Origin of the sequence: Curtobacterium sp. L1-20 (assembly GCF_048755855.1) — a bacterium.
Lineage (GTDB): Bacteria > Actinomycetota > Actinomycetes > Actinomycetales > Microbacteriaceae > Curtobacterium.
This window is the reverse complement of the sequence record NZ_CP151473.1, coordinates 3,591,849-3,610,863: the sequence shown is the minus strand read 5'-3', so window position 1 is coordinate 3,610,863 and position 19,015 is coordinate 3,591,849. Positions and strand designations below refer to the sequence as shown.

At 72.2% G+C, this 19,015-nt stretch carries 13 protein-coding genes; 6 read left to right on the top strand and 7 right to left on the bottom strand.

Annotated features, from left to right (window positions below; translation table 11 throughout):
• Window positions 1-31: 31 nt before the first annotated feature.
• Window positions 32-1,921 carry an ABC transporter ATP-binding protein gene (locus tag AAEP86_RS18475; RefSeq protein WP_420368738.1) on the bottom strand — a complete coding sequence of 630 codons (1,890 nt, stop codon included), beginning with the start codon at window positions 1,919-1,921 and terminating at the stop codon, window positions 32-34.
• A gap of 294 nt (window positions 1,922-2,215) precedes the next feature.
• On the opposite strand from AAEP86_RS18475, the gene AAEP86_RS18470 reads away from it, so the two are divergent.
• From AAEP86_RS18470 to AAEP86_RS18460, 3 genes are all read left to right on the top strand, one after another.
• Entirely contained in the window at window positions 2,216-3,916 is a 1,701-nt protein-coding gene (locus tag AAEP86_RS18470) for an MDR family MFS transporter (RefSeq protein ID WP_420368737.1), read from the top strand.
• Window positions 3,913-4,398 (top strand): MarR family winged helix-turn-helix transcriptional regulator, encoded by a 486-nt coding sequence (locus tag AAEP86_RS18465; protein WP_420368736.1) that lies wholly within the window; start codon window positions 3,913-3,915, stop codon window positions 4,396-4,398. Before AAEP86_RS18470 ends, AAEP86_RS18465 begins: the two co-directional genes overlap by 4 nt.
• Window positions 4,399-4,513: 115 nt before the next feature.
• Window positions 4,514-5,476, top strand: coding sequence for an SDR family NAD(P)-dependent oxidoreductase (locus tag AAEP86_RS18460; RefSeq protein ID WP_420368735.1), 963 nt, complete (start codon window positions 4,514-4,516; stop codon window positions 5,474-5,476).
• Between the two features lie 129 nt (window positions 5,477-5,605).
• Here the strand turns inward: AAEP86_RS18460 and AAEP86_RS18455 are convergent, their stop codons facing one another.
• Window positions 5,606-7,030 carry a cation:dicarboxylate symporter family transporter gene (locus AAEP86_RS18455; protein ID WP_420368734.1) on the bottom strand — a complete coding sequence of 475 codons (1,425 nt, stop codon included), beginning with the start codon at window positions 7,028-7,030 and terminating at the stop codon, window positions 5,606-5,608.
• A 227-nt stretch (window positions 7,031-7,257) separates the two neighbouring features.
• On the opposite strand from AAEP86_RS18455, the gene AAEP86_RS18450 reads away from it, so the two are divergent.
• From AAEP86_RS18450 to AAEP86_RS18440, 3 genes are all read left to right on the top strand, one after another.
• Complete coding sequence (locus AAEP86_RS18450; protein ID WP_420368733.1) at window positions 7,258-8,910, top strand: ATP-binding protein; 1,653 nt, start codon at window positions 7,258-7,260, stop codon at window positions 8,908-8,910.
• The gene (locus tag AAEP86_RS18445; protein WP_420368732.1) at window positions 8,907-9,587 is read left to right on the top strand and encodes a response regulator; all 681 of its coding nucleotides are present in this window, start codon (window positions 8,907-8,909) and stop codon (window positions 9,585-9,587) included. The genes AAEP86_RS18450 and AAEP86_RS18445 overlap by 4 nt, the downstream gene beginning before the upstream one ends.
• A 138-nt stretch (window positions 9,588-9,725) precedes the next feature.
• Window positions 9,726-10,493 (top strand): SDR family NAD(P)-dependent oxidoreductase, encoded by a 768-nt coding sequence (locus AAEP86_RS18440; protein WP_420368731.1) that lies wholly within the window; start codon window positions 9,726-9,728, stop codon window positions 10,491-10,493.
• Window positions 10,494-10,629: 136 nt separating this feature from the next.
• Here the strand turns inward: AAEP86_RS18440 and AAEP86_RS18435 are convergent, their stop codons facing one another.
• The 5 genes from AAEP86_RS18435 to AAEP86_RS18415 all read right to left on the bottom strand — a co-directional run bounded on the left by AAEP86_RS18435 (window position 10,630) and on the right by AAEP86_RS18415 (window position 19,004).
• Entirely contained in the window at window positions 10,630-14,448 is a 3,819-nt protein-coding gene (locus tag AAEP86_RS18435; protein WP_420368730.1) for a TIM-barrel domain-containing protein, read from the bottom strand.
• 197 nt (window positions 14,449-14,645) lie between these two features.
• Complete coding sequence (locus AAEP86_RS18430; RefSeq protein WP_420368729.1) at window positions 14,646-15,791, bottom strand: phosphotransferase family protein; 1,146 nt, start codon at window positions 15,789-15,791, stop codon at window positions 14,646-14,648.
• Complete coding sequence (locus tag AAEP86_RS18425) at window positions 15,788-16,699, bottom strand: carbohydrate ABC transporter permease (protein WP_420368728.1); 912 nt, start codon at window positions 16,697-16,699, stop codon at window positions 15,788-15,790. The genes AAEP86_RS18430 and AAEP86_RS18425 overlap by 4 nt, the downstream gene beginning before the upstream one ends.
• Window positions 16,699-17,658: a carbohydrate ABC transporter permease gene (locus AAEP86_RS18420; RefSeq protein WP_420368727.1), complete on the bottom strand. Its 960-nt coding sequence runs from the start codon at window positions 17,656-17,658 to the stop codon at window positions 16,699-16,701. Before AAEP86_RS18420 ends, AAEP86_RS18425 begins: the two co-directional genes overlap by 1 nt.
• Window positions 17,655-19,004, bottom strand: a complete 1,350-nt coding sequence (locus AAEP86_RS18415; RefSeq protein WP_420368726.1) for an ABC transporter substrate-binding protein — start codon at window positions 19,002-19,004, stop codon at window positions 17,655-17,657. Before AAEP86_RS18415 ends, AAEP86_RS18420 begins: the two co-directional genes overlap by 4 nt.
• Between the last annotated feature and the right edge of the window lie 11 nt (window positions 19,005-19,015).

Here is a 19,015-nt window from a genome sequence, read left to right as displayed (position 1 = left end):
GACCCGCGATGGCGCCGCCGCCGCGAGCGGCCTAGCGCACCTCGTCCGCCGCGACCTCCTTCTGCACCGCGAACTGCGTCCGGTGCAGCTCCTCGTACCGGCCGCCCTTGGTGAGGAGCTCGTCGTGCGTCCCGCGCTCCACGATCGACCCGTCCTCGACGACGAGGATCTGGTCGGCGCTGCGGATGGTCGAGAGCCGGTGCGCGATCACCATCGCCGTCCGACCCTCGAGCGCCTCGCTGAGCGCGGCCTGCACGGCCGCCTCGGACGTCGAGTCCAGCGCTGCCGTGGCCTCGTCGAGGATGACGACGCGGGGCTGGGCGAGCAGGAGCCGCGCGATCGTCATGCGCTGGCGTTCGCCGCCGGACAGCCGGTACCCGCGTTCGCCGACCATGGTGTCGAGCTGGTCCGGCAGCGACCGGATGAGCGGTTCGAGGCGCGCGCGTCGGACGGCGTCCCACACCTCGTCCTCGGTGGCCTCGGGTCGGGCCAGGCGCAGGTTGGAGCGGATGGTCTCGTGGAAGAGGTGGCCGTCCTGCGTCACCATCCCCATCGTGTGCCGCATGGACTCGAAGGTGACGTCGCGGACGTCCGTCCCGGCGAGTCGGACGGCGCCGCTGTCGACGTCGTACAGGCGCGAGAGGAGCTGGGCGATCGTGGACTTGCCCGCGCCGGACGTGCCGACGAGGGCGACGGTCTGCCCCGGTTCGATGCGGAACGACACCCCGTGCAGCACCTCCTCGCCGCCGCGGGTGTCGAGCGTGGAGACCTCCTCGAGCGAGGCGAGGGAGACCTTGTCGGCCGACGGGTAGGCGAAGCGGACGTCGTCGAACTCGACGGACACCGGCCCGGCGGGGACGGCCACGGCGTCCGGCTGCTCCTGGATGAGCGGTTCGAGGTCCAGCACCTCGAAGACGCGCTCGAAGCTGACGACCGCGCTCATGATCTCGACCCGGGCGTTCGCGAGGCTGGTGAGCGGTGCGTAGAGCCGGGTGAGGAGGAGGGCGAGGGTGACCACGTCGCCGGTGTTCAGGGATCCGCCGAGGGCGAGCGAGCCGCCGAGCCCGTAGACGAGGGCGAGGGCGAGGGCGGAGACGAGCGTCAGCGCGGTGACGAAGACGAACTGCAGCAGCGCCATCCGGACGCCGATGTCACGGACGCGGGCGGCGCGGACGCGGAACTCCTCGGCCTCCTCGTCGGGGCGGCCGAACAGCTTGACGAGGGTGGCGCCGGGCGCCGAGAAGCGCTCGGTCATCTGCGTGCTCATGGCGGAGTTGTGGTCGGCGGCCTCGCGGCGCAGCGCGGCGAGACGACTGCCCATGCGGCGTGCGGGGACGAGGAAGACCGGGAGCATGACCACGGCGATCACCGTCACGAGCCAGGACGTACTGAGCATGACGACGAGCGTGAGGACGAGGGCGACGACGTTCGTGACGACGCCGGAGAGCGTGCCGCTGAAGGCCTGCTGCGCCCCGATGACGTCGTTGTTGAGGCGGCTGACGAGCGCGCCCGTCCGGGTCCGCGTGAAGAACGCGATCGGCATCTTCTGCACGTGGTTGAACACGGCGGTCCGGAGGTCCAGGATCACGCCCTCGCCGATCCGCGCCGAGTACCAGCGCGTCACCAGCGACGTGCCCGCGTCCGCCAGAGCGACGAGGGCGATGACGACGGCGAGCCGGACGATCGTGCCGACAGCGCCCCCTGCGGCGATGACGTCGACGACCTGGCCGGCGAGCACCGGGGTCGCGACCGCCAGGAACGCGCCCACGACGGAGAGGGCGATGAACACGACGAGCTGCACGCGGTACGGCTGCGCGAAGGTCATGATCCGGCGGAGGGACGCACGCGACAGGCCCTGCTTGCCGTCGCGGGCGGTCGAGATCTTGTAGAGCGAGCTCCAGGCCGCGCCTTCCATGCTCATGGGATGTCCTTCCTCGGGCGAGACGCCCGACCGAGGCGGCGGACCGCCGCGCTCGGCGCAGTCCCGACGGTGGTGCGCAGGGAGCCAGGATACGGCGGCCGGCGACCACGAGGTGGTCGCGCCCGGTGCCGGACGGGAGGCGCGGTGCGGGCCGGTACCGCGCCTCCCGTCCGGCAGGTGCAGGTCGCCGCGACGCGCTGATGGTTGACATTGGTCCACGATCAGCGGATAGTTGACCGTCGTCAACAACCGGAATGAAGCGTGGCCTCCCGGTCTCACCCGTGAGGAGTCCAGATGTCCGACCAGCACGGGGCCGGTGTGCTCGAGGAGCAGACCGCGCCCGCCATGTCCCAGCGCCAGGTGTTGGAGGCCCTGTCCGGCCTGCTGCTCGGCATGTTCGTCGCGATCCTCGCCTCGACCGTGGTCAGCACGTCGTTGCCGAAGATCATCGGCGACCTTGGTGGTGGCGAGAGCGCCTACACCTGGGTCGTGACTTCGACGCTGCTGGCGACCACCGTGTCCACCCCGGTCTGGGGCAAGCTCGCGGACCTCTTCAACCGCAAGCTGCTCATCCAGCTCTCGCTGGTGGTCTTCGTCCTCGGGTCGGCGCTGGCTGGCTTCTCGCAGAACCCCGGCACGCTCATCACCTTCCGGGTGGTCCAGGGCCTGGGTGCCGGTGGGCTGACCGCGCTGAGCCAGATCATCCTCGCGGACATCATCAGCCCGCGGGAGCGCGGCCGCTACGGCGGCTACTTCGGCGCCGTCATGGCCGTGGGCACGGTCGGCGGCCCGCTGTTCGGCGGCCTGCTGACGGACACCCTCGGGTGGCGGTGGAACTTCTTCGTCGGCGTGCCGTTCGCGGTCGTCGCGATCATCCTGCTGCAGGTGACGCTCAAGCTCCGCGCGCTCCCGCAGCGCAAGGTCTCGATCGACTACCCCGGCATCTTCTTCATCGGCGGCGGCGTCTCGCTGCTGCTCATCTGGGTCACGCTCGCCGGCAAGAACTTCGACTGGGTCTCCCCGACGTCGTTCGTCATGGTGATCGGTGCGGCCGTGCTCCTGGCCGTGGCGGTGCTCGTCGAGCTCCGCGCGAAGGAGCCGATCATCCCGATGACCCTGTTCCGCAACCGCACCTTCACGATGTCGGTCCTCGGCTCGGTCGCCGTCGGCATCGCGATGTTCGGCGCGACGGTCTACCTGGCGCAGTACATGCAGCTCGCCCGCGGTGCGACGCCCACGCAGTCCGGCCTGCTCACGATCCCGATGATCGGTGGGCTGCTCATCGCCTCGACCGTCGGTGGCGCGCTCGTGACGAAGACGGGCAAGTGGAAGCCGATCATGCTGATCGGGTCCGTCGCCCTCGTCGTCGGCCTCGCGCTGATGGGCACGATCCGGTACGACACGACGTACTTCGTCGTCGCGGTCTACATGTTCGTGATGGGCTCCGGCGTCGGGCTCGTGATGCAGAACCTCGTCCTCGTCGTGCAGAACACCACCGAGCCGCGCGACATCGGTGCGGCCTCGGCCGGCGTCGCCTTCTTCCGGTCGCTCGGCGGTGCGCTGGGCGTGTCGATCCTCGGGACGGTCCTCGGCACGCGGGTCAGCGACCTGATCGCCGACCGGCAGGCCGACCTCGGCCGGGCCATCACGGCGCTCGGTGCCAAGGGTGCGGCGGTCGCGAAGGAGCTCGCGTCCGGCAGCATCCCCGCGGTCAGCGAGCTCCCCAAGGGCGTGCGCGAGATCATCGAATCCGCCTACGGGCAGGGCGTCGCCGACGTGTTCCTGATCGCCGCCCCCATCGCGATCATCCTGGTCCTCGCGATCGTCTTCATGCCGAACAAGCCCCTCACGACGAAGACCGTCGCGGAGCGGTCGACGGACGCCGGCCCGATGGCGGGGTCCGCCGAGGACGTCGCCGGCATCGGGACGGTGACGGGATCGACGCCCGTGGTCCGTCCCGGCCAGGAGGCGCCGACGGCCGGACGCCGGTCGTGACGACGCCCGACCGGGTCGTCCGCGACGCCGGAGCGGACGTGGTCGGTGCCGCCCTCGACGGCATCGAGCAGCAGTTCGCGATCCTGTCGGACGCGTACCGGCTGCGGCTGCGGCAGCAGGCGTCCGAGCTCGACCCGGCACTCCAGCCGGCCGGGTACCGCATCCTGCTCGAGCTGGTGCTGGGCGGCCCGCTCGGCGCCGGCACCCTCGCGGAGCAGATCGGCTTCGACAAGAGCGCCCTCAGCCGTCAGCTGCACCAGCTCGAGGACCTCGGCCTCGTGGCGCGCGAGCCCGACCCCGCCGACCGTCGCGGTGTCGTGATCAGCGCCACGGCGACGGCGGTCGAGCGGGTCCGGGCGGTCCGGAGCGAGCTGCGTGACGAGTTCCGCCGGGGGCTCGCCGCGTGGCCGGTCCAGGACCTCGAGGACCTGTCGCGGCTGCTCGGGCAGCTCGCCGCGGTCCGCACGAGCACCCGGTCCTGAGCGGTCGTCCGCTGCCCGCGGCGCGGCCCGGTGCCGTTCGTCCGAGCCGTCCGCCGTGTTCGCCCGTCGGGCATCCCTGCCGAGAAGGACGACATGTGTCGCGTAGTCTGCGGGGATGTCCAGGATCACCACCCCCTTCGACGCGACCTCCACCGCGGACGACGTCCTCCGCGGACTCGACCTGCACGGCCTGCGAGTGGTGGTGACCGGCGGTGCGTCGGGCATCGGCGCGGCGACCACCGAGGCGCTCGTGCGCGCCGGCGCGTCCGTCGTCGTCGCGGCCCGGAACACGGAGCAGGGCGAGCGCGCGGCCGACCGACTGCGCGCGGCCGCCCCAGGCGGCGAGGTCGAGGTCCGACCGCTCGACCTCGCCGACCCGGCATCCGTCCACGCCTTCACCGCGGCGTGGACGGGTCCGGTCGACGTCGTCGTGGCCAACGCGGGCGTCATGGCGACCCCTGAGACCCGGACCGCGGACGGCTGGGAGCTGCAGTTCGCCACGAACCACCTGGGCCACCACGCACTCGTGACCGGTCTCCGGGACGCCCTGCTCGCCGGTGCCGCGGAGCGCGGTCGGCCGTCCCGCGTCGTCGTCGTGAGCTCGGCCGGACACCACACCGCCGGCGTGGACCTCGACGACCTGATGTTCACGCGTCGGCCGTACGACCCGTGGGTGGCCTACGGCCAGTCGAAGACCGCGAACGCGCTGTTCGCGGTCGAGGCGACGCGGCGGTGGCGGTCGGAGGGCATCGTCGCCAACGCCGTCCATCCGGGCGGGATCCTGACCGACCTGTCCCGGCACCTGTCGCCCGAGCAGGCCGTGGCCATCGGGATCGCGCACGAGGACGGGTCCCCGGCCGGGGGATTCAAGTCCCCGCAACAGGGAGCGGCCACCTCGGTCCTCCTGGCGGCGTCGCCCCTGGTCGAGGGCGTCGGCGGCCGGTACTTCGAGGACTGCGCCGAGGCCGTTCCCGCGACCGACGACGCCCCGCTCGTGGGCGTGCGGCCGTGGGCGCTCGACCCCGACACCGCGCAGCGGCTCTGGGACGTCAGCGAGGGGCTGCTCGGCGCGCGCTGACCGGTCGTCGAGCGGGTCGCGTCCGCCGGACCGACGACGGACGGGAGGCGCGGTGCCGGCTGGCACCGCGCCTCCCGTCCGGTGTGAGTCGCCTCCCGGGCCGACCCTGACGCAGCGCATCGGCCCCAGTCAGGGCCGGTCGGTCGACGCCCCGGCTCGTTCGGGGTCGACGATGGTGCGGACGGCCTCGGTCGAGATGCGCTCGGTGGGCGCACCGGTCGCGACACTGCCGTGACCGTCGGCCGACATCGTGCGCTCGTCGAAGGGGGAGGCACCGGAGAGCACCCGTTCGACCTGGTCCTTGTCGATCTGCCGCGTCCAGGTCCCGACCAGCACCGTCGCGACCGCGTTGCCCGTGAAGTTGGTCAGTGCGCGGGCCTCCGACATGAACCGGTCGATGCCGACGATGAGGCCGACGCCGTTCACGAGGTCGGGGCGGTGCGCCTGCAGGCCGCCGGCGAGGGTCGCCAGCCCGGCGCCGGTGACCCCGGCGGCGCCCTTCGACGCGATCACCATGAAGACGAGCAGCGAGATCTGCTCCGGGATGTCGAGCGGAGTACCGAGCGCGTTCGCGATGAACAGCGCGGACATCGTGAGGTAGATGGCGGTGCCGTCGAGGTTGAAGGAGTACCCCGTCGGCACGGTGACCCCGACGACGGGCTTCGAGACGCCGAGGTGCTCCATCTTGGCGATGAGACGCGGCAGGCTCACCTCGCTCGAGGACGTCGACACGATGAGCAGGTACTCGCGGCCGAGGTACTTCATGAGACGGAAGATGTTCACGCCGGTGGCCAGGCGGAGCAGGACGCCGAGCACGCCGACGACGAACACGATGCAGGTCAGGTAGAAGGCGACCATGAGCGTCCCGAGGGCGACGAGCGCCGAGACGCCGGTCGCGCCGACGACCGCCGCGATCGCGCCGAACGCACCGACCGGGGCGACCCACATCACCATCGCGAGGATGCGGAACACGAGCGCCTGGATGTGCCGGATCCCGGTCAGGATCGGCGCGCCCTTGTCGCCCATCGCCTGGAGTGCGAAGCCGACGAGCAGCGCGACGAACAGCGTCTGCAGGATGCTGCCGCTGGTCAGCGAGGACACGAGGGTCGCGGGGATGATCCCGAGCAGGAAGCCGGACGTCGACGAGGCATCCTCACCGGAGCCCGCGGGAACCTCGTACTTCGCGTTGGCCATGTCGAGGTGGTCGCCGGGGTGGATGAGGTTGCCGACGACGAGACCGATCGCCAGCGCGAAGGTCGACATGACGATGAAGTACCCGAGCGCGAGACCGCCGACCTTGCCGACCGTCGCCGCCTTGGCGATCGACCCGACCCCCAGGACGATCGTGCAGAAGATCACCGGGGCGATCATCATCTTGATGAGTGCGATGAAGCCGTCGCCGATCGGCTTGAGGCCCACGGCGAAGTCCGGTGCGGCCAGCCCCACCGCGATGCCGGCGGCCACGGCCACGATGACGGCGATGTAGAGCCAGTGCGAACGGTCGAGGCCCCGCCGTCGTCCGGGGCGTGCGGTGGGCGGGTGCGTCGAGGCCATGAGACTCCCTTGTCGTCAGGACCGGAGCATCGGCGCACCGGTCGGCTCGTTCCCGCAGGAACAGGGACACCCTCGCGCGCGCTCCCCGCCGCGGTCTCGTTGTGTTCATTGCGTTCACGGCCGCGTCCGGGGTGCGGGGACGCCACGCGTCCGTGGTTCCCCGTGCAGCGTGCGCGCTGCGCGTGCCGCAGAATGGTGTCCCGCGACGAGGCGAGGAGGGTCCGACCGTGGCACCGAGACGGTGGAGCATCGCGCAGCGACTGTTCGCGTTGCAGCTGCTGTTCGTGGTGGTGGGCGTCGCGGTCGGCAGCGTCTGGAGCTGGACGGCGGCCCGCCAGGAGCTCGCAGCGTCCGCCGCCGAGAAGAGCACCGCGGTCGCCGTCACCATCGCCCGGAACCCGTTCGTGGTCGAGCAGGCGACCGCCAGCGATCCTTCGACCCGGCTCGAGCCCTACGCGCTCGACGTGATGCGCCGCACCCACACCGACTTCATCACGATCATGGCGCCCGACCGGACCCGGTGGACCCACCCGGACCGGTCCGAGATCGGGCGCCCCTTCCGCGGCACCATCGCCCCGGCGCTGCGGGGCGACACCTTCACGGAGACCTCCGCCGGCACGCTCGGTCCCTCGGTCCGGGCGGTGACCCCGATCACGGACGGGGACGGTCGGGTCGTCGGACTCGTCGCCGCCGGGGTGACGGTCGCGAACATCTCGAGCGCCCTGGTGCCCCGTCTCGTGTCCGTCGTCGCCATCGCGCTCGCCGTGGTCGCGGTGTCCGCGGTCTTCTCGTGGCTGCTGCGCCGGTACCTCGACCGGGTCACCGCCGGTCGCGGGCCCGAGGAACTCGCGCGGGTGTTCGCCTCGTACGAGGGCGTGCTGCACTCGGTCCACGAGGGGCTCGTCGTCATGGACGCGTCCGGAGCGGTCGTGCTCCACAACGACCGGGCCGCCGAACTCCTGCACCTGCCGGCCCCGGCCGACCGGCAGGAGCCGATCCCACTGGCCGCGATCGACGTCCCGGACGGGCTGCGGGCACTGCTCGCGTCGGGGGACCGGGCCGTCGACGAGACCCACCGGACGCGGGACCGCGTGCTCGTGGTGAACCAGGAGATGGCGTTCTCGCGTGCGACCGGGAAGCCGCTCGGCACGGTCGCGACCCTGCGCGACCACACCGAGCTACTGCACCTGTCCGGCGAGCTCGCGGCCACACGGACGCTCACCGACGCGCTGCGGTCGCAGACCCACGAGTTCGCGAACCGACTGCACACGGTGGTCGCGCTCATGGAGCTGGGACGGGTCGACGAGGCGATCCGATTCGCATCGGACGAGATCGACCGGCACGCGGACGGCGGGACCGCGCACGATGCGTCCGGCGCCGGTCCGGCCGGTGATGCCGGGCCGGAAGCGCTCGCCGCGGTCACGACGCCCGAGGTGATCGCCGCGGTGCTGCGCGGCAAGCGGGCGCAGGCACACGAACGCGGCGTGCTGCTGGTGGCGGACACGGCGGACCTGCGCGGGCCGGTCCCCGTGGCGACCGGCGACCTCGTCACGGTGATCGGCAACCTCGTGGACAACGCCGTCGACGCCGCCGCGGAGCACGCCGCGGAGTCCGGCGCACCCGAGGTGGTCGTGACCGTCGCGTCGACCGACGACCGCACCAGGATCGTCGTCCGGGACAACGGCGCCGGCATCCCCGACCTCGACGCCGCCCACGAGCGCGGGTGGTCGACGAAGGCGTCCGGTCCGGAGGGGCGGGGGATCGGGCTGGGCCTCGTGCGCTCCACCGTCACGCGCACCGGCGGCGAGGTCACGGTGACCACCGGACCCACCGGCAGCACCTTCGTCGTCGACCTCGACCCGGCGGCGGTGCGCGCGTGACCGACCCGATCCGCGTGCTCATCGTCGAGGACGAGCCGCTCACCGCCGAGGCGCACGCCGCCTACGTGGCCCGGCTCGAGGGCTTCACGGTCGTCGGGTCCGTCGGGACGGGGCGCGCGATGCTGTCCGCCGTCGCCGCGGAACGGCCGGACCTCGTGCTGCTCGACCTCGACCTGCCCGATGCCCACGGGCTGCAGCTCGTCCGTGCCCTGCGGACCGCCGGGTTCGCCGTCGACGTGATCGCGGTGACGGCCGCGAACGACGCCCGCGGCGTGCGGAACGCGATCGCGCTCGGGATCGTGCAGTACCTGGTCAAGCCCTTCAGCTTCCGGACGTTCTCGGAGCGCCTGACCACGTACCGGGAGTACCGGCAGGGCTTCGAGGGCCACCGGTCGCTCAGCCAGGCGGACATCGACGAACGCCTCGGCGCGCTCCGCCCCGCGACGCCGTCCGAGCCCGGCAAGGGCATCACCCCCGGCACGCTCGAGTCGGTCCGGGCCGCCCTGATGGGTGCGACCGGCGGGGCGTCCGCGACCGAGGTCGCCGAGGCGACGGGCACCTCGCGCGTCACCGCCCGGCGCTACCTGGAGCACCTCGTGTCGGTCGGACAGGTCGACAAGGACGTGCGGCACAGCGGGCCCGGCCGTCCGGAGTACGAGTACCGCTGGCTGCGGTGACCGCTGACCGGGACCGCGCTCCCACGGCGGGTGCGCCCTGCAACGCCCGGCAGCCTGCACGATGCTTCAGCGGATCGGCCGGACGGGACCACGCCGACGGGAGGAACGTGGCGGGCAGGAGACCCACCAGGAGGAAGCATGCTGCTCGAAGGCAAGACCATCGTCGTCACCGGCGGGAACAGCGGGATCGGCGAGCAGATCTGCCTCGCCGCGGCCGCCGAGGGCGCGAACATCGTCATCGACTACGTCGCGCACCCCGACGAGACCGAGTCGCTGATCCACCGCATCGAGCAGCACGGTGGTCACGCGGTCGGCGTCGACGCCGACATCACCCGCTCGGCGGACCTGCACCGCATGGTGCAGGCGGCCGTCGACGCGTTCGGGTCGCTCGACGTCCTCGTGAACAACGCGGGCACGGAGGACCGCAAGTCGTTGCTCGAGGAGACGGAGGAGGGCTACGACGAGGTCATGGCGGTCAACGTGAAGAGCGCCTTCTTCGGGACCCAGGCGGCCGCCAAGCAGTTCATCGCACAGGGGCACGGCGGCCTCGTCCTGAACATCTCGAGCGTGCACGAGGACTGGCCGATGCCGGGCAACCTCGCCTACTGCGTCTCGAAGGGCGGCATGCGGATGCTCGCCCGCAGCGGCGGCGTCGAACTCGGGCCGCACGGCATCCGGATCGTCAACATCGCACCGGGCGCGGTCGACACCCCGATCAACACCGCGACGACGTCGGACCCGGCGAAGCTGAAGCGGCTGGACGACGCCATCCCGCTCGGTCGACCGGCGAAGCCGCACGAGATCGCCGAGGTCGTCGTGTTCCTGGCCTCGGGCAAGGCCGCCTACATGACGAGCACCACGGTCACGATCGACGGCGGGATCTCGCAGGGCAGCGTCGGCCTGTAGGGCGGGCCGAGCAGGGGACCGCGCGCCGGGCGGGAGCCGGCGCGCACGACCGGCGTCGCGCCTCCAGTCCGCCCGCCGGACCGACGACGGGAGCGGCGCCGATGCGCGCGCCGCTCCCGTCGTCCTCGGTCGTGCGTCAGCCGCGCAGGCGGCGTCGGCGGCCCGTGACCGTCAGGACGACCCCACCGGCGGCGAGCAGTCCCACGGCCAGCAACCCGAGCGGCACCACGTCCGCGCCGGTCCAGGCGAGCGCGCCGTCCGGGTCGCCGGCGGACGACCCGCCTCCGTCACCCGGCGCCGCGGCACCGGGTACACCCGCGCCGCCCGGTGCGGGACTGCTGCCACCCGGCGTCGGACCCGACGACGGGACGGCGGCGGCCGTGACCGTGAAGGCAGCCCGGGCGAGGACCACGTCCCCGACCGAGGCGGCCACCGTGACGCGCCCGGCAGCCGTGGCCGGTACCCGCAGGTCGGCCGAGAACGCACCGGTCGCGTCGGTGTGCGCGGTCCCGCGGCCGATGGCCGGCGTCGTCCCGAGGGCGACGTCGGTGTCGGCGGGGAAGCCGCTGCCGGTCACCGTCTGCGTCCCACCGGCCGCGACCCGCGGGGCCGCGACCTGCAGGGTCGGTGCGGCCGCGGCGACGGTGCTGAAGCGGACGACGGTGCGGTCCGACACGGACCGCTCGGCGACGGGCACGGTGATCGTCCGGGAGTCGGCGTCGTAGGTCCACGCCGACGCGGACACGGGGCGTCCGTCGACGGTGACCGTGCGCGGCCGGTCCGCGTCCGTGAACGTGGCCGTCCAGGCGCGGTCCCGCACCTGGCCCGGGAACGAGCCGTCGGCAGGCGCGATCGTGAGGGTCCCGCCGGTCGCCTGCTGCGTGTACCGGACGGCCGTGGAGGCGCTGCCCGCCGCCGCCTTCCCGCGCACGTCCGCCGTCGTGGTCGCGCTGGTGCGGGCGGTCGGCGCCGTGTCCTCGCCGGCGTCCTCGTGCAGGTCGAAGGCGCCGTCGGCGCCGGTCGCCACCGTCAGGGTGACGGCGTCGAGCGGGGCCGCGTCGTTCGCGACGTGGTGCGAGCGGGTCGGGACGATGCCACCGCTCCGGACGAACACCGGCATGGTGCTCAGGTCGGTCGTGACGTCGGCGGTGGTGCCGCCGGCGTACGTCTTCCCGGTGAACCAGTCGGTCCACGAGCTGCCCGCCGGGAACCAGACCGAGCGGGTGGCCCTGCCCGATGCGTCGTTCGCCGTGGTCACCGGCGCGACGAGGACGTCCTTGCCGTAGAGGTACTCCGAACCGGCCTGCGCGTAGGACTGCTGCGCCTCCGGGTACTGCAGGTAGAGCGGCTGCAGGATCGGGGTGCCGGTCGCCGTCGCCTGCGCGGCGAGGGTGTACGTCAGGGGGAGCAGGTCCTCGCGGAGGTTGAGGAACTGCTTCGCCGAGGCGTTCGCCGCGGCCGGGTACTGCCAGGGCAGTCGGTCGCTGTGGTTGCTGTGCAGGCGGTCGATCGGTTGGAAGGTGCCGAGCTGCACCCAGCGGGCGTAGAGGTCCTCGGGGAGCTGGGTCGTGCCGGGCTCCTTGCCCGTGATGCCGTACTGCGCGCCGTTGTGGCCGCCGATGTCGTGGCTGATCGACGCCAGGCCCGTCGCCGCGGACTCACCCGGGGTGTACCCGACCTCGGCGAGCAGCATGTCCCACGACGACGTGGTGTCGCCGGTGAAGTGGACCGTGGTGCGCTTGTCCGCCCACGGACCGGTCGGTACCGCCTGCGGGTTGCCGTAGCCGCCCGCGGTCAGCGAGCCGTACGCCCGCGAGAACGCCAGGCCGCGGCCGCCGAGTGCCTGGTCCGTGGCCTTCGCGTACTGCTGGTTGATGTACGCGTCGGGGGTGACGCCGTTCGCCGAGTACTTCGAGTTCTCGCTGCAGCACCAGTCGAGCCACCACATGTCGACGCCCTCCGGCTGGAGCGACGTGTGCAGGTCGAAGTAGGCCTTCAGCTGGTCGGGGTCCGACCAGTCGAACAGGTACCGGTCGCCGTCACCCTTGGTCAGCTTGCCCTTCGCGGTGGCCTGCGCCTGGGCGAACCTCGGGTCCTGGCCCGAGATCGACGGGTGGATGTTCAACGTGTTGTGGATGCCCTCCGCGTGCCAGTCGGCGAGCAGGCCGGTCATGTCCGGGATGCGGGCCGGGTCGACCGACCAGCCGTCCCACTTGCTGTCGGCCTGGTTCGTGGTGCTGCCGGTCTTGTAGTCGGTGTCGATCGCCATGACGTCGACGGGGACACCCTGCGTGCCGAACTCCTTCGCGATCGCCTCGTAGTCGGCTTGCGAGCGGTCGTAGTACTCGGAGTACCAGACGCCGTAGGCCCAGCGGGGCAGCAGCTTCGTCGGGCCGGTCAGGACCGCGAGCTCCTGCAGGGCGTGGCGGTAGTCGGTGCCGTACCCGAAGACGTAGCCGTCCTGGTACGGCTCGCCGCCGTGGTCGCCCGCGGGCGTCACGGTGTCGGTGGCCTGGTCGTACCCGGCCGAGGCGCTGTCGTCGAGCAGCGACCAGCCGTCCTGGTAGAGCAGGCCCGGGTTCGTCCGCACCGGCCCGTTCGCGGTGTCGAGGTCACGCCGGTACCCGCCGAGCGGGGCGTGCGCGGCCAGGACCGGCGAGCTCGACCCGACGACGGCGACGGTGTCGAAGTTCACGTTGCAGTTGTTCGCGACGGTCGGGCAGCCGATCACGACGTCGTTCGCGCCCGCGGCGAGGTGCACCGGGACGGAGGCGGTGTTCCAGTAGTCCCAGCCGCTCGTCCTCGGCAGCTGTGCCGTGGTGGCCGCTTGTCCGGTCGGTGCCGCGGTCAGCGTCGGGACGTTCGCGGAGCCGTTGGCGTACCGGACCTGCAGGGCGTAGTCGCCCGTCGTCGGTACCCCGGTGACGTGTGCGGTCACCTGCGCGCCGGCCCGTTCGAACCCGGCGACGAAGCCCGTGCCGGCGAAGCCGTTGTGGTTCGTGGCGGTCGTGGCCGGGGCGGTGCGTGCCGAGTCCTCGGCCTGGCACACGGTGCCGAACGCGCAGTCCTTCCCGGTGACCGTGGTCGACGGTGCCGGGTAGGCGGCGCCCGTGTCGACCAGGGCCAGGCTGTCGACGTTCACCCGGCCGGAGTCGTCGGCGGTCCGTTCGATGCGGACACGGTGCTCACCCGCGGAGAGCGCGAGCGTCGTGACGGCGGAGGTCTTCCAGTCGTCCCAGTCCGCGCCGGGTGCCAGTCGGATCGTCTTCGCGGCGCCGCCGTCGACGGTCACGCTGAGGGTGCGGGTGGCGACCTGGCCGTCGCCGCCCTGCGAGTTCGCGTAGCGCAGGGCGAGGTCGTACGAGCCGGCCTGGTCCGCCGTGGTCGTGAAGGTCATCGCGTTGCCGACGGACTCGAAGCCCGCGGCGAACCCGGCGCCGGTGAACCCCGTGTGGTCGGTCGCGAGCGACAGCCCGTCGAGCCCGAGGGTCTCGGCCTCGCACAGCGTCCCGATCGTGCACGACGGGGTCGGCGTCGACACCCACGGCGTCCCGGCGACCCGCTGCCCGGACGGCAGGGTCAGGCTGGTCTGCAGGGTGTCCTGCGTGAACGGCCCCGAGCCCTCCTTGTACCGGACGGTCATCGCACCCGTGTCGAGCGTCAGCCACCCGTCCCGCTCGGTCCTGGTGAACCGCGTCGGCGCGAAGTCGTCGCGGCCGACGACGTTGAAGGTGCTGCCGTCGGTGAAGTGCGAGTCGCCGGCGTACTCCGTGCGGATCAGGGTGGGGGAGAGCACCTCGAACCGGGCCTGCCCGGAGACGACGGTGCGAGCCGCTGCGGGATCAGCAGCGGCCGGGAGTGCGGCGATGCCGAGCATGCCCAGTGCGGTCGCAGCGACGACGACCGCGGACAGCGCTCGGCGCGGCCCCCGGGATCGGATGGAGGTGGGACGCAAGTGTGTGCTCCTCGTGGACGACGTCGTCCATCGGGCCGTGACCGCCCGGGTGGACGACGTCGTCCATCCGGCCGGGACCGGCTGGTCCAGCGGGGCCGGCGGTCGACCGGCCCTTTACAACGCTGTAAACCATAGGACCGTCGTGGCCCCCGTGGAAGGGGCAATGTGGCGGGTGCGCGTTCCCCGGACGCCCGCGGTCAGTCGCCGACGGCCACCGGCGCGGACGCCGACCGGTCTGCGAGCGCCGCGCGGAGGCGCTCCTCGAGGAGCGAGGCCGAACCGGTCGGCGCCAGGATCCCCGTGAAGACCCGGACCGCCTCGTCGCGGTCCGCCCGGGCGGTCGGGTCGTCACCGTGCCCGAGCAGCGCGTCGGCGACGAGGGCCGCCGTCATCGTCGAGGTGAGGTCCTCCAACGCCCGGATGCTCGCGAACCGCACCATCCGGCGTCCGTCCACCGTCGTCGGCCCGTACCCGCGCCGGAACGCGGCCAGCTGTTCCGGCGAGGTCGGTTCGAAGAGCACGGGGAACTCGACCAAGTGCAGGTCGAGCTCCCGGGGTCCGACGACCGCCTCGTCCCAGTCGACCAGGCGGAGCCCGCCCGACGGTTCGACGAGCACGTTGCCGAGGTGGGCGTCGCCGTGGCACGGGACGAGCTCGGTCGGCGCCGGCGTCGTGAGCAGCGCACCCTGCTCGAGCAGCGCGATCCGGCCCCGGGCCTGCCGCCAGAGGTCGAGGAACGGCGACCCCTGCGGCAGTGCGGCGGCGGTGTCGAGTGCACGGATCTCCGCCCGGAAGCGCCGACGTCGACGGCGGATGCCCCTGCGGGCTCCGCGACGCCGCTCCGGCAGCGGGAACGCGTGCGCGTGCACGTCGGCGAGGAGCGCGCCGTAGGCGGTCCAGCCGTCGAGGTCGAGCCCGACGGTCGCCGCGTCCTGGCCGTCGGACCAGCGCGACACCGCGAGTCGACCGCCGCGCCGCCGACTGCGGCGCTGCCCGAGCGACGTGCGGGCGTGGGGCGGAGCGGCGTCCAGTCCGGCCGCCGCCATCGACCCGACCAGGCGGGTGCCGGTCCGGGTGCGTCGGGTGGTCCACTTCGCGGCCCAGGCGTCCCCGGCGTCGTCGACGAACCGCCAGACCACGGCGGAGGCGTCGGTGCCGCCGGTGACCTCGTCGATGTCGGTCACGTGCATGCCGAAGTCGGCCGTGATCCACCTGCGGGCGTCCGCGGCGGTGGGCCGAGCGGCAGATGCCGACCCCGACTCGGCGGGCGGTGTGGCGGACCCCGACGCCGTCGGCGGCGTGACGGACCCCGACGCCGTCGGTGGCGTGGTGCGCTCCGTCACCGGAGGCCGCTCCGCGACAGCCCCTCGACGAAGTACCGCTGGAAGGCGAGGAACAGCGCGACGATCGGCAGGATCATCAGCAGGTTGACCGCCATGATGGCGCCGTAGTCGGACGTGTACTGCCCCTGCAGGGTGCCGACGATCCCGATCGGGACGGTGAACAGGTCCTGGTTGCCCGACAGTGCCACCAGCGGCCACCCGAAGGCGTTCCACTCGCCCATGAACGTCAGCAGCACGAGCACCGCCAGGAGCGGCCGACAGAGCGGGAGGACGACCGACACGAACGTGCGGAACCGCCCGGCCCCGTCGAGCTGCGCCGCCTCGATGAGCTCGTCCGGGACGGCGAGGAAGAACTGCCGGGCCAGGAACACCCCGAAGATCGCCGCGGCCTCGGGCAGGATCACCGCCCAGAGCCCGCCGTACAGGTGCAGACCGATGGAGATGAAGAACTGCGGCACGATGATCGCCTGCGGCGGGATCATCAGGGTGGACAGCAGCACGAGGAACAGCGCGTTCCGGCCGCGGAACCGCAGCTTCGCGAACGCGTACCCGGCGAGCAGGTTGCAGAACACCGTGATGACGGTGACCGCGACCGACACGACGAGCGAGTTCGCGAACCAGCGCCAGACCGGGAACTCCTGGAACGGACGCACGAAGTTCTGGACCGTGAAGTGCTGCGGCCAGAGCTGCAGCCCCGGTGCGTACAGGTCTGCCCGGGTCGAGAAGGCCGTGAGGATCATCCAGTAGAGCGGGAACGCCATCACGACCGTGACGACGACCGCGACCGTCAGGCGCAGCCAGAGCAGCCGGCCCCGGCGTTTCCGGGGCGAATGGGTCGCGCTGGTGGCCGCGGCAGCGGCGGACCGGCCGGACGCCGCAGCGCCGGTGTCCCACGTCGAGGAGGTCATCAGTCCGCTTGGTCCCGTCCGGCGTTGAAGCGCCACTGCAGTCCGGTGATGAGGAGCGTCACGAGGTAGATCACGATGCCGACCGCCGCGCCGTACCCGAGCAGCTGCGGGCCGTGCTCGTCGAACGCCACCCGGTACGCGTACGACACCACCGTCTTCGTGCCGTACCCGGGCCCGCCGCGGGTCATCGCCCACACCGTGTCGAACACCTGGAACGAGTAGATGAGGTTCATCACGAGCAGGAAGAACGTCGACGGCCCGAGCAGCGGGAACGTGATGAGCCGGAACCGCTGCCAGCCCGTCGCCCCGTCGGTGGACGCGGCCTCCTGCACCGCCGGGTCGACGCCCTGCAGCCCGGCCAGGTAGATGAGCATGTCGAAGCCGATGCGCTGCCAGAGCGTCATGAGGATGACCGCGGTCATCGCCCACCCGCCGCTCGACTGCCAGTCGACCTGCGGCAGGCCGAGGGTGGCGAGGAACTTGTCGATGAACCCGTTGTTCTGGTCGAACATCCACGCGCCGAGCACGCCCGTCGCGACGCCCGACACCACGAGGGGCAGGAAGATGATCGTCCGGAAGACCGCCCGTCCGGGCAGCACCCCGTTGAGCAGCACCGCCACACCGAGCCCGATCGCCATGCCGACCGGCACCGTGAACAGCGTGAACACGCCGGTGTTCGCCACCGACTGCCAGAACACCGGGTCCGTCACGAGCTTCGCGTAGTTGCCGAGTCCGGCCCAGCTGGTCCCGCCGAGCGAGTCGAGGTCCTGGAAGCTGATCACGAGCGCGTAGACGAGCGGCAGCAGCGTGAAGACGACGATCAGGACGACGTTCGGCAGCAGGAACGCGGACGCGGCGGCCGTGGTGGAGGCCCGGAAGACCCCGGCGGACCGCCGCGGTCCGCGCCGCACGGCCCCACCCGCCGTGGCGCCCCCGATGCGCTCGGTCGCGCCCGTCATGCGGACACCGCCTGGTCGACCGCCGCGTCGATGGCCCGGATCGCCTGGTCCGTGCCCCGGCCGTGGAAGGCGAGTTCGAGCTGGTCCTGCAGCGCCGTGTTCACCGAGGCGAAGCCCGGCACCACGGTCTCGCGCACCGCGGTCTCGGTGATCGTCGTCGCCTGCTGCGTGAAGACCCCCATCACGTCGGGCCGCACCGCGTAGTCGAGCGTCTGGTCCGCCAGGCTCTTCCGGGTCGGCAGCTCGTTCGCCCGCTGGCAGAAGTCGCGCATCTGGTCCTCTTCCACCAGGAACTTCAGGAAGGCCGCCGCGAGCTCGGGGTTCTCGGTGTCCCGGGTCGCGACGATCGCGTTGCCGCCGAGGTCCGACGCCGCCGCCCGGTCCCGCGGCATGTACGTGGTCGCCCACTCGCCGCCCTGGTACCCGTTCGCCCCGTCGGCGAGCTCGGGCACCAGGAAGTCGCCCACGAACGTCATCGCGACCGTCTGGTTCAGGAAGAAGTTGTCCGAGTAGACCGTCGTCTTGATCGTGTTGTTCGCCGGCACCCACCGCTCGTCGAAGAACCGCTGCGTGAACGCCATCGCCTTGCGCCCGGCATCGCCGTCGACCGCGGAGCGTCGGAGGTCCTCCGTCAGCAGGGAGCCGCCCGCTTGGTACAGGAAGCTGGCCCAGCGGTAGGCGCCCGCGGCCGTCCAGTCGTAGGCGAACGGGTACTTGTCGTCGGGCATCGCCTTCCGGAGCTTCGTGCTGACCGCCGCGAACTCCTCCCACGTCCACGCGTCGTCGAGCCGGTCCGGCACCGCGCCGATGCCCGCTTCGTCGAGGGCCTTCCGACTGAACGCGATCGCGGAGGTGTCCGTCTGGTGCGGCACGCCGTACGTCCGCCCCTCGAACCGCACGGCGTCGTACAGCGCCGGCAGGAACGCCGTCGACTCGGCGGCGCTGAGGTACGGCGTCATGTCGAGCAGCACCCCGTGCGAGGTGTACTTGCCGATGCTCGTGTAGTCGACCCGGAAGACGTCCGGTGCCGTTCGCGACAGGATGCCCCGGTCGATCCCCGAGAAGAACCCGTCGTACGGCAGCGTCTGCAGCTCGATCGTCGCCTTCGGGTGTCGCTTCTCGAAGCCGGCCTTCGCCCTGGCGAACCCGGTGTTCTCGCCGTCACTGCCGCCCCAGAACGCGAAGCGCAGCGTCCCCTCGACCTCGCCGATGTCGGCCTTCGAGCCCGGCGCCGCCGAGCTCGGCTGCGGACCGTTGTTCGCGACGCACCCGCTGAGCAGACCGGCCGCGGTGAGGCCGAGCGCGCCGACGAGCAGGGAGCGACGAGTGAGCGGCGTCGGGTGCACGAGCGGTCTCC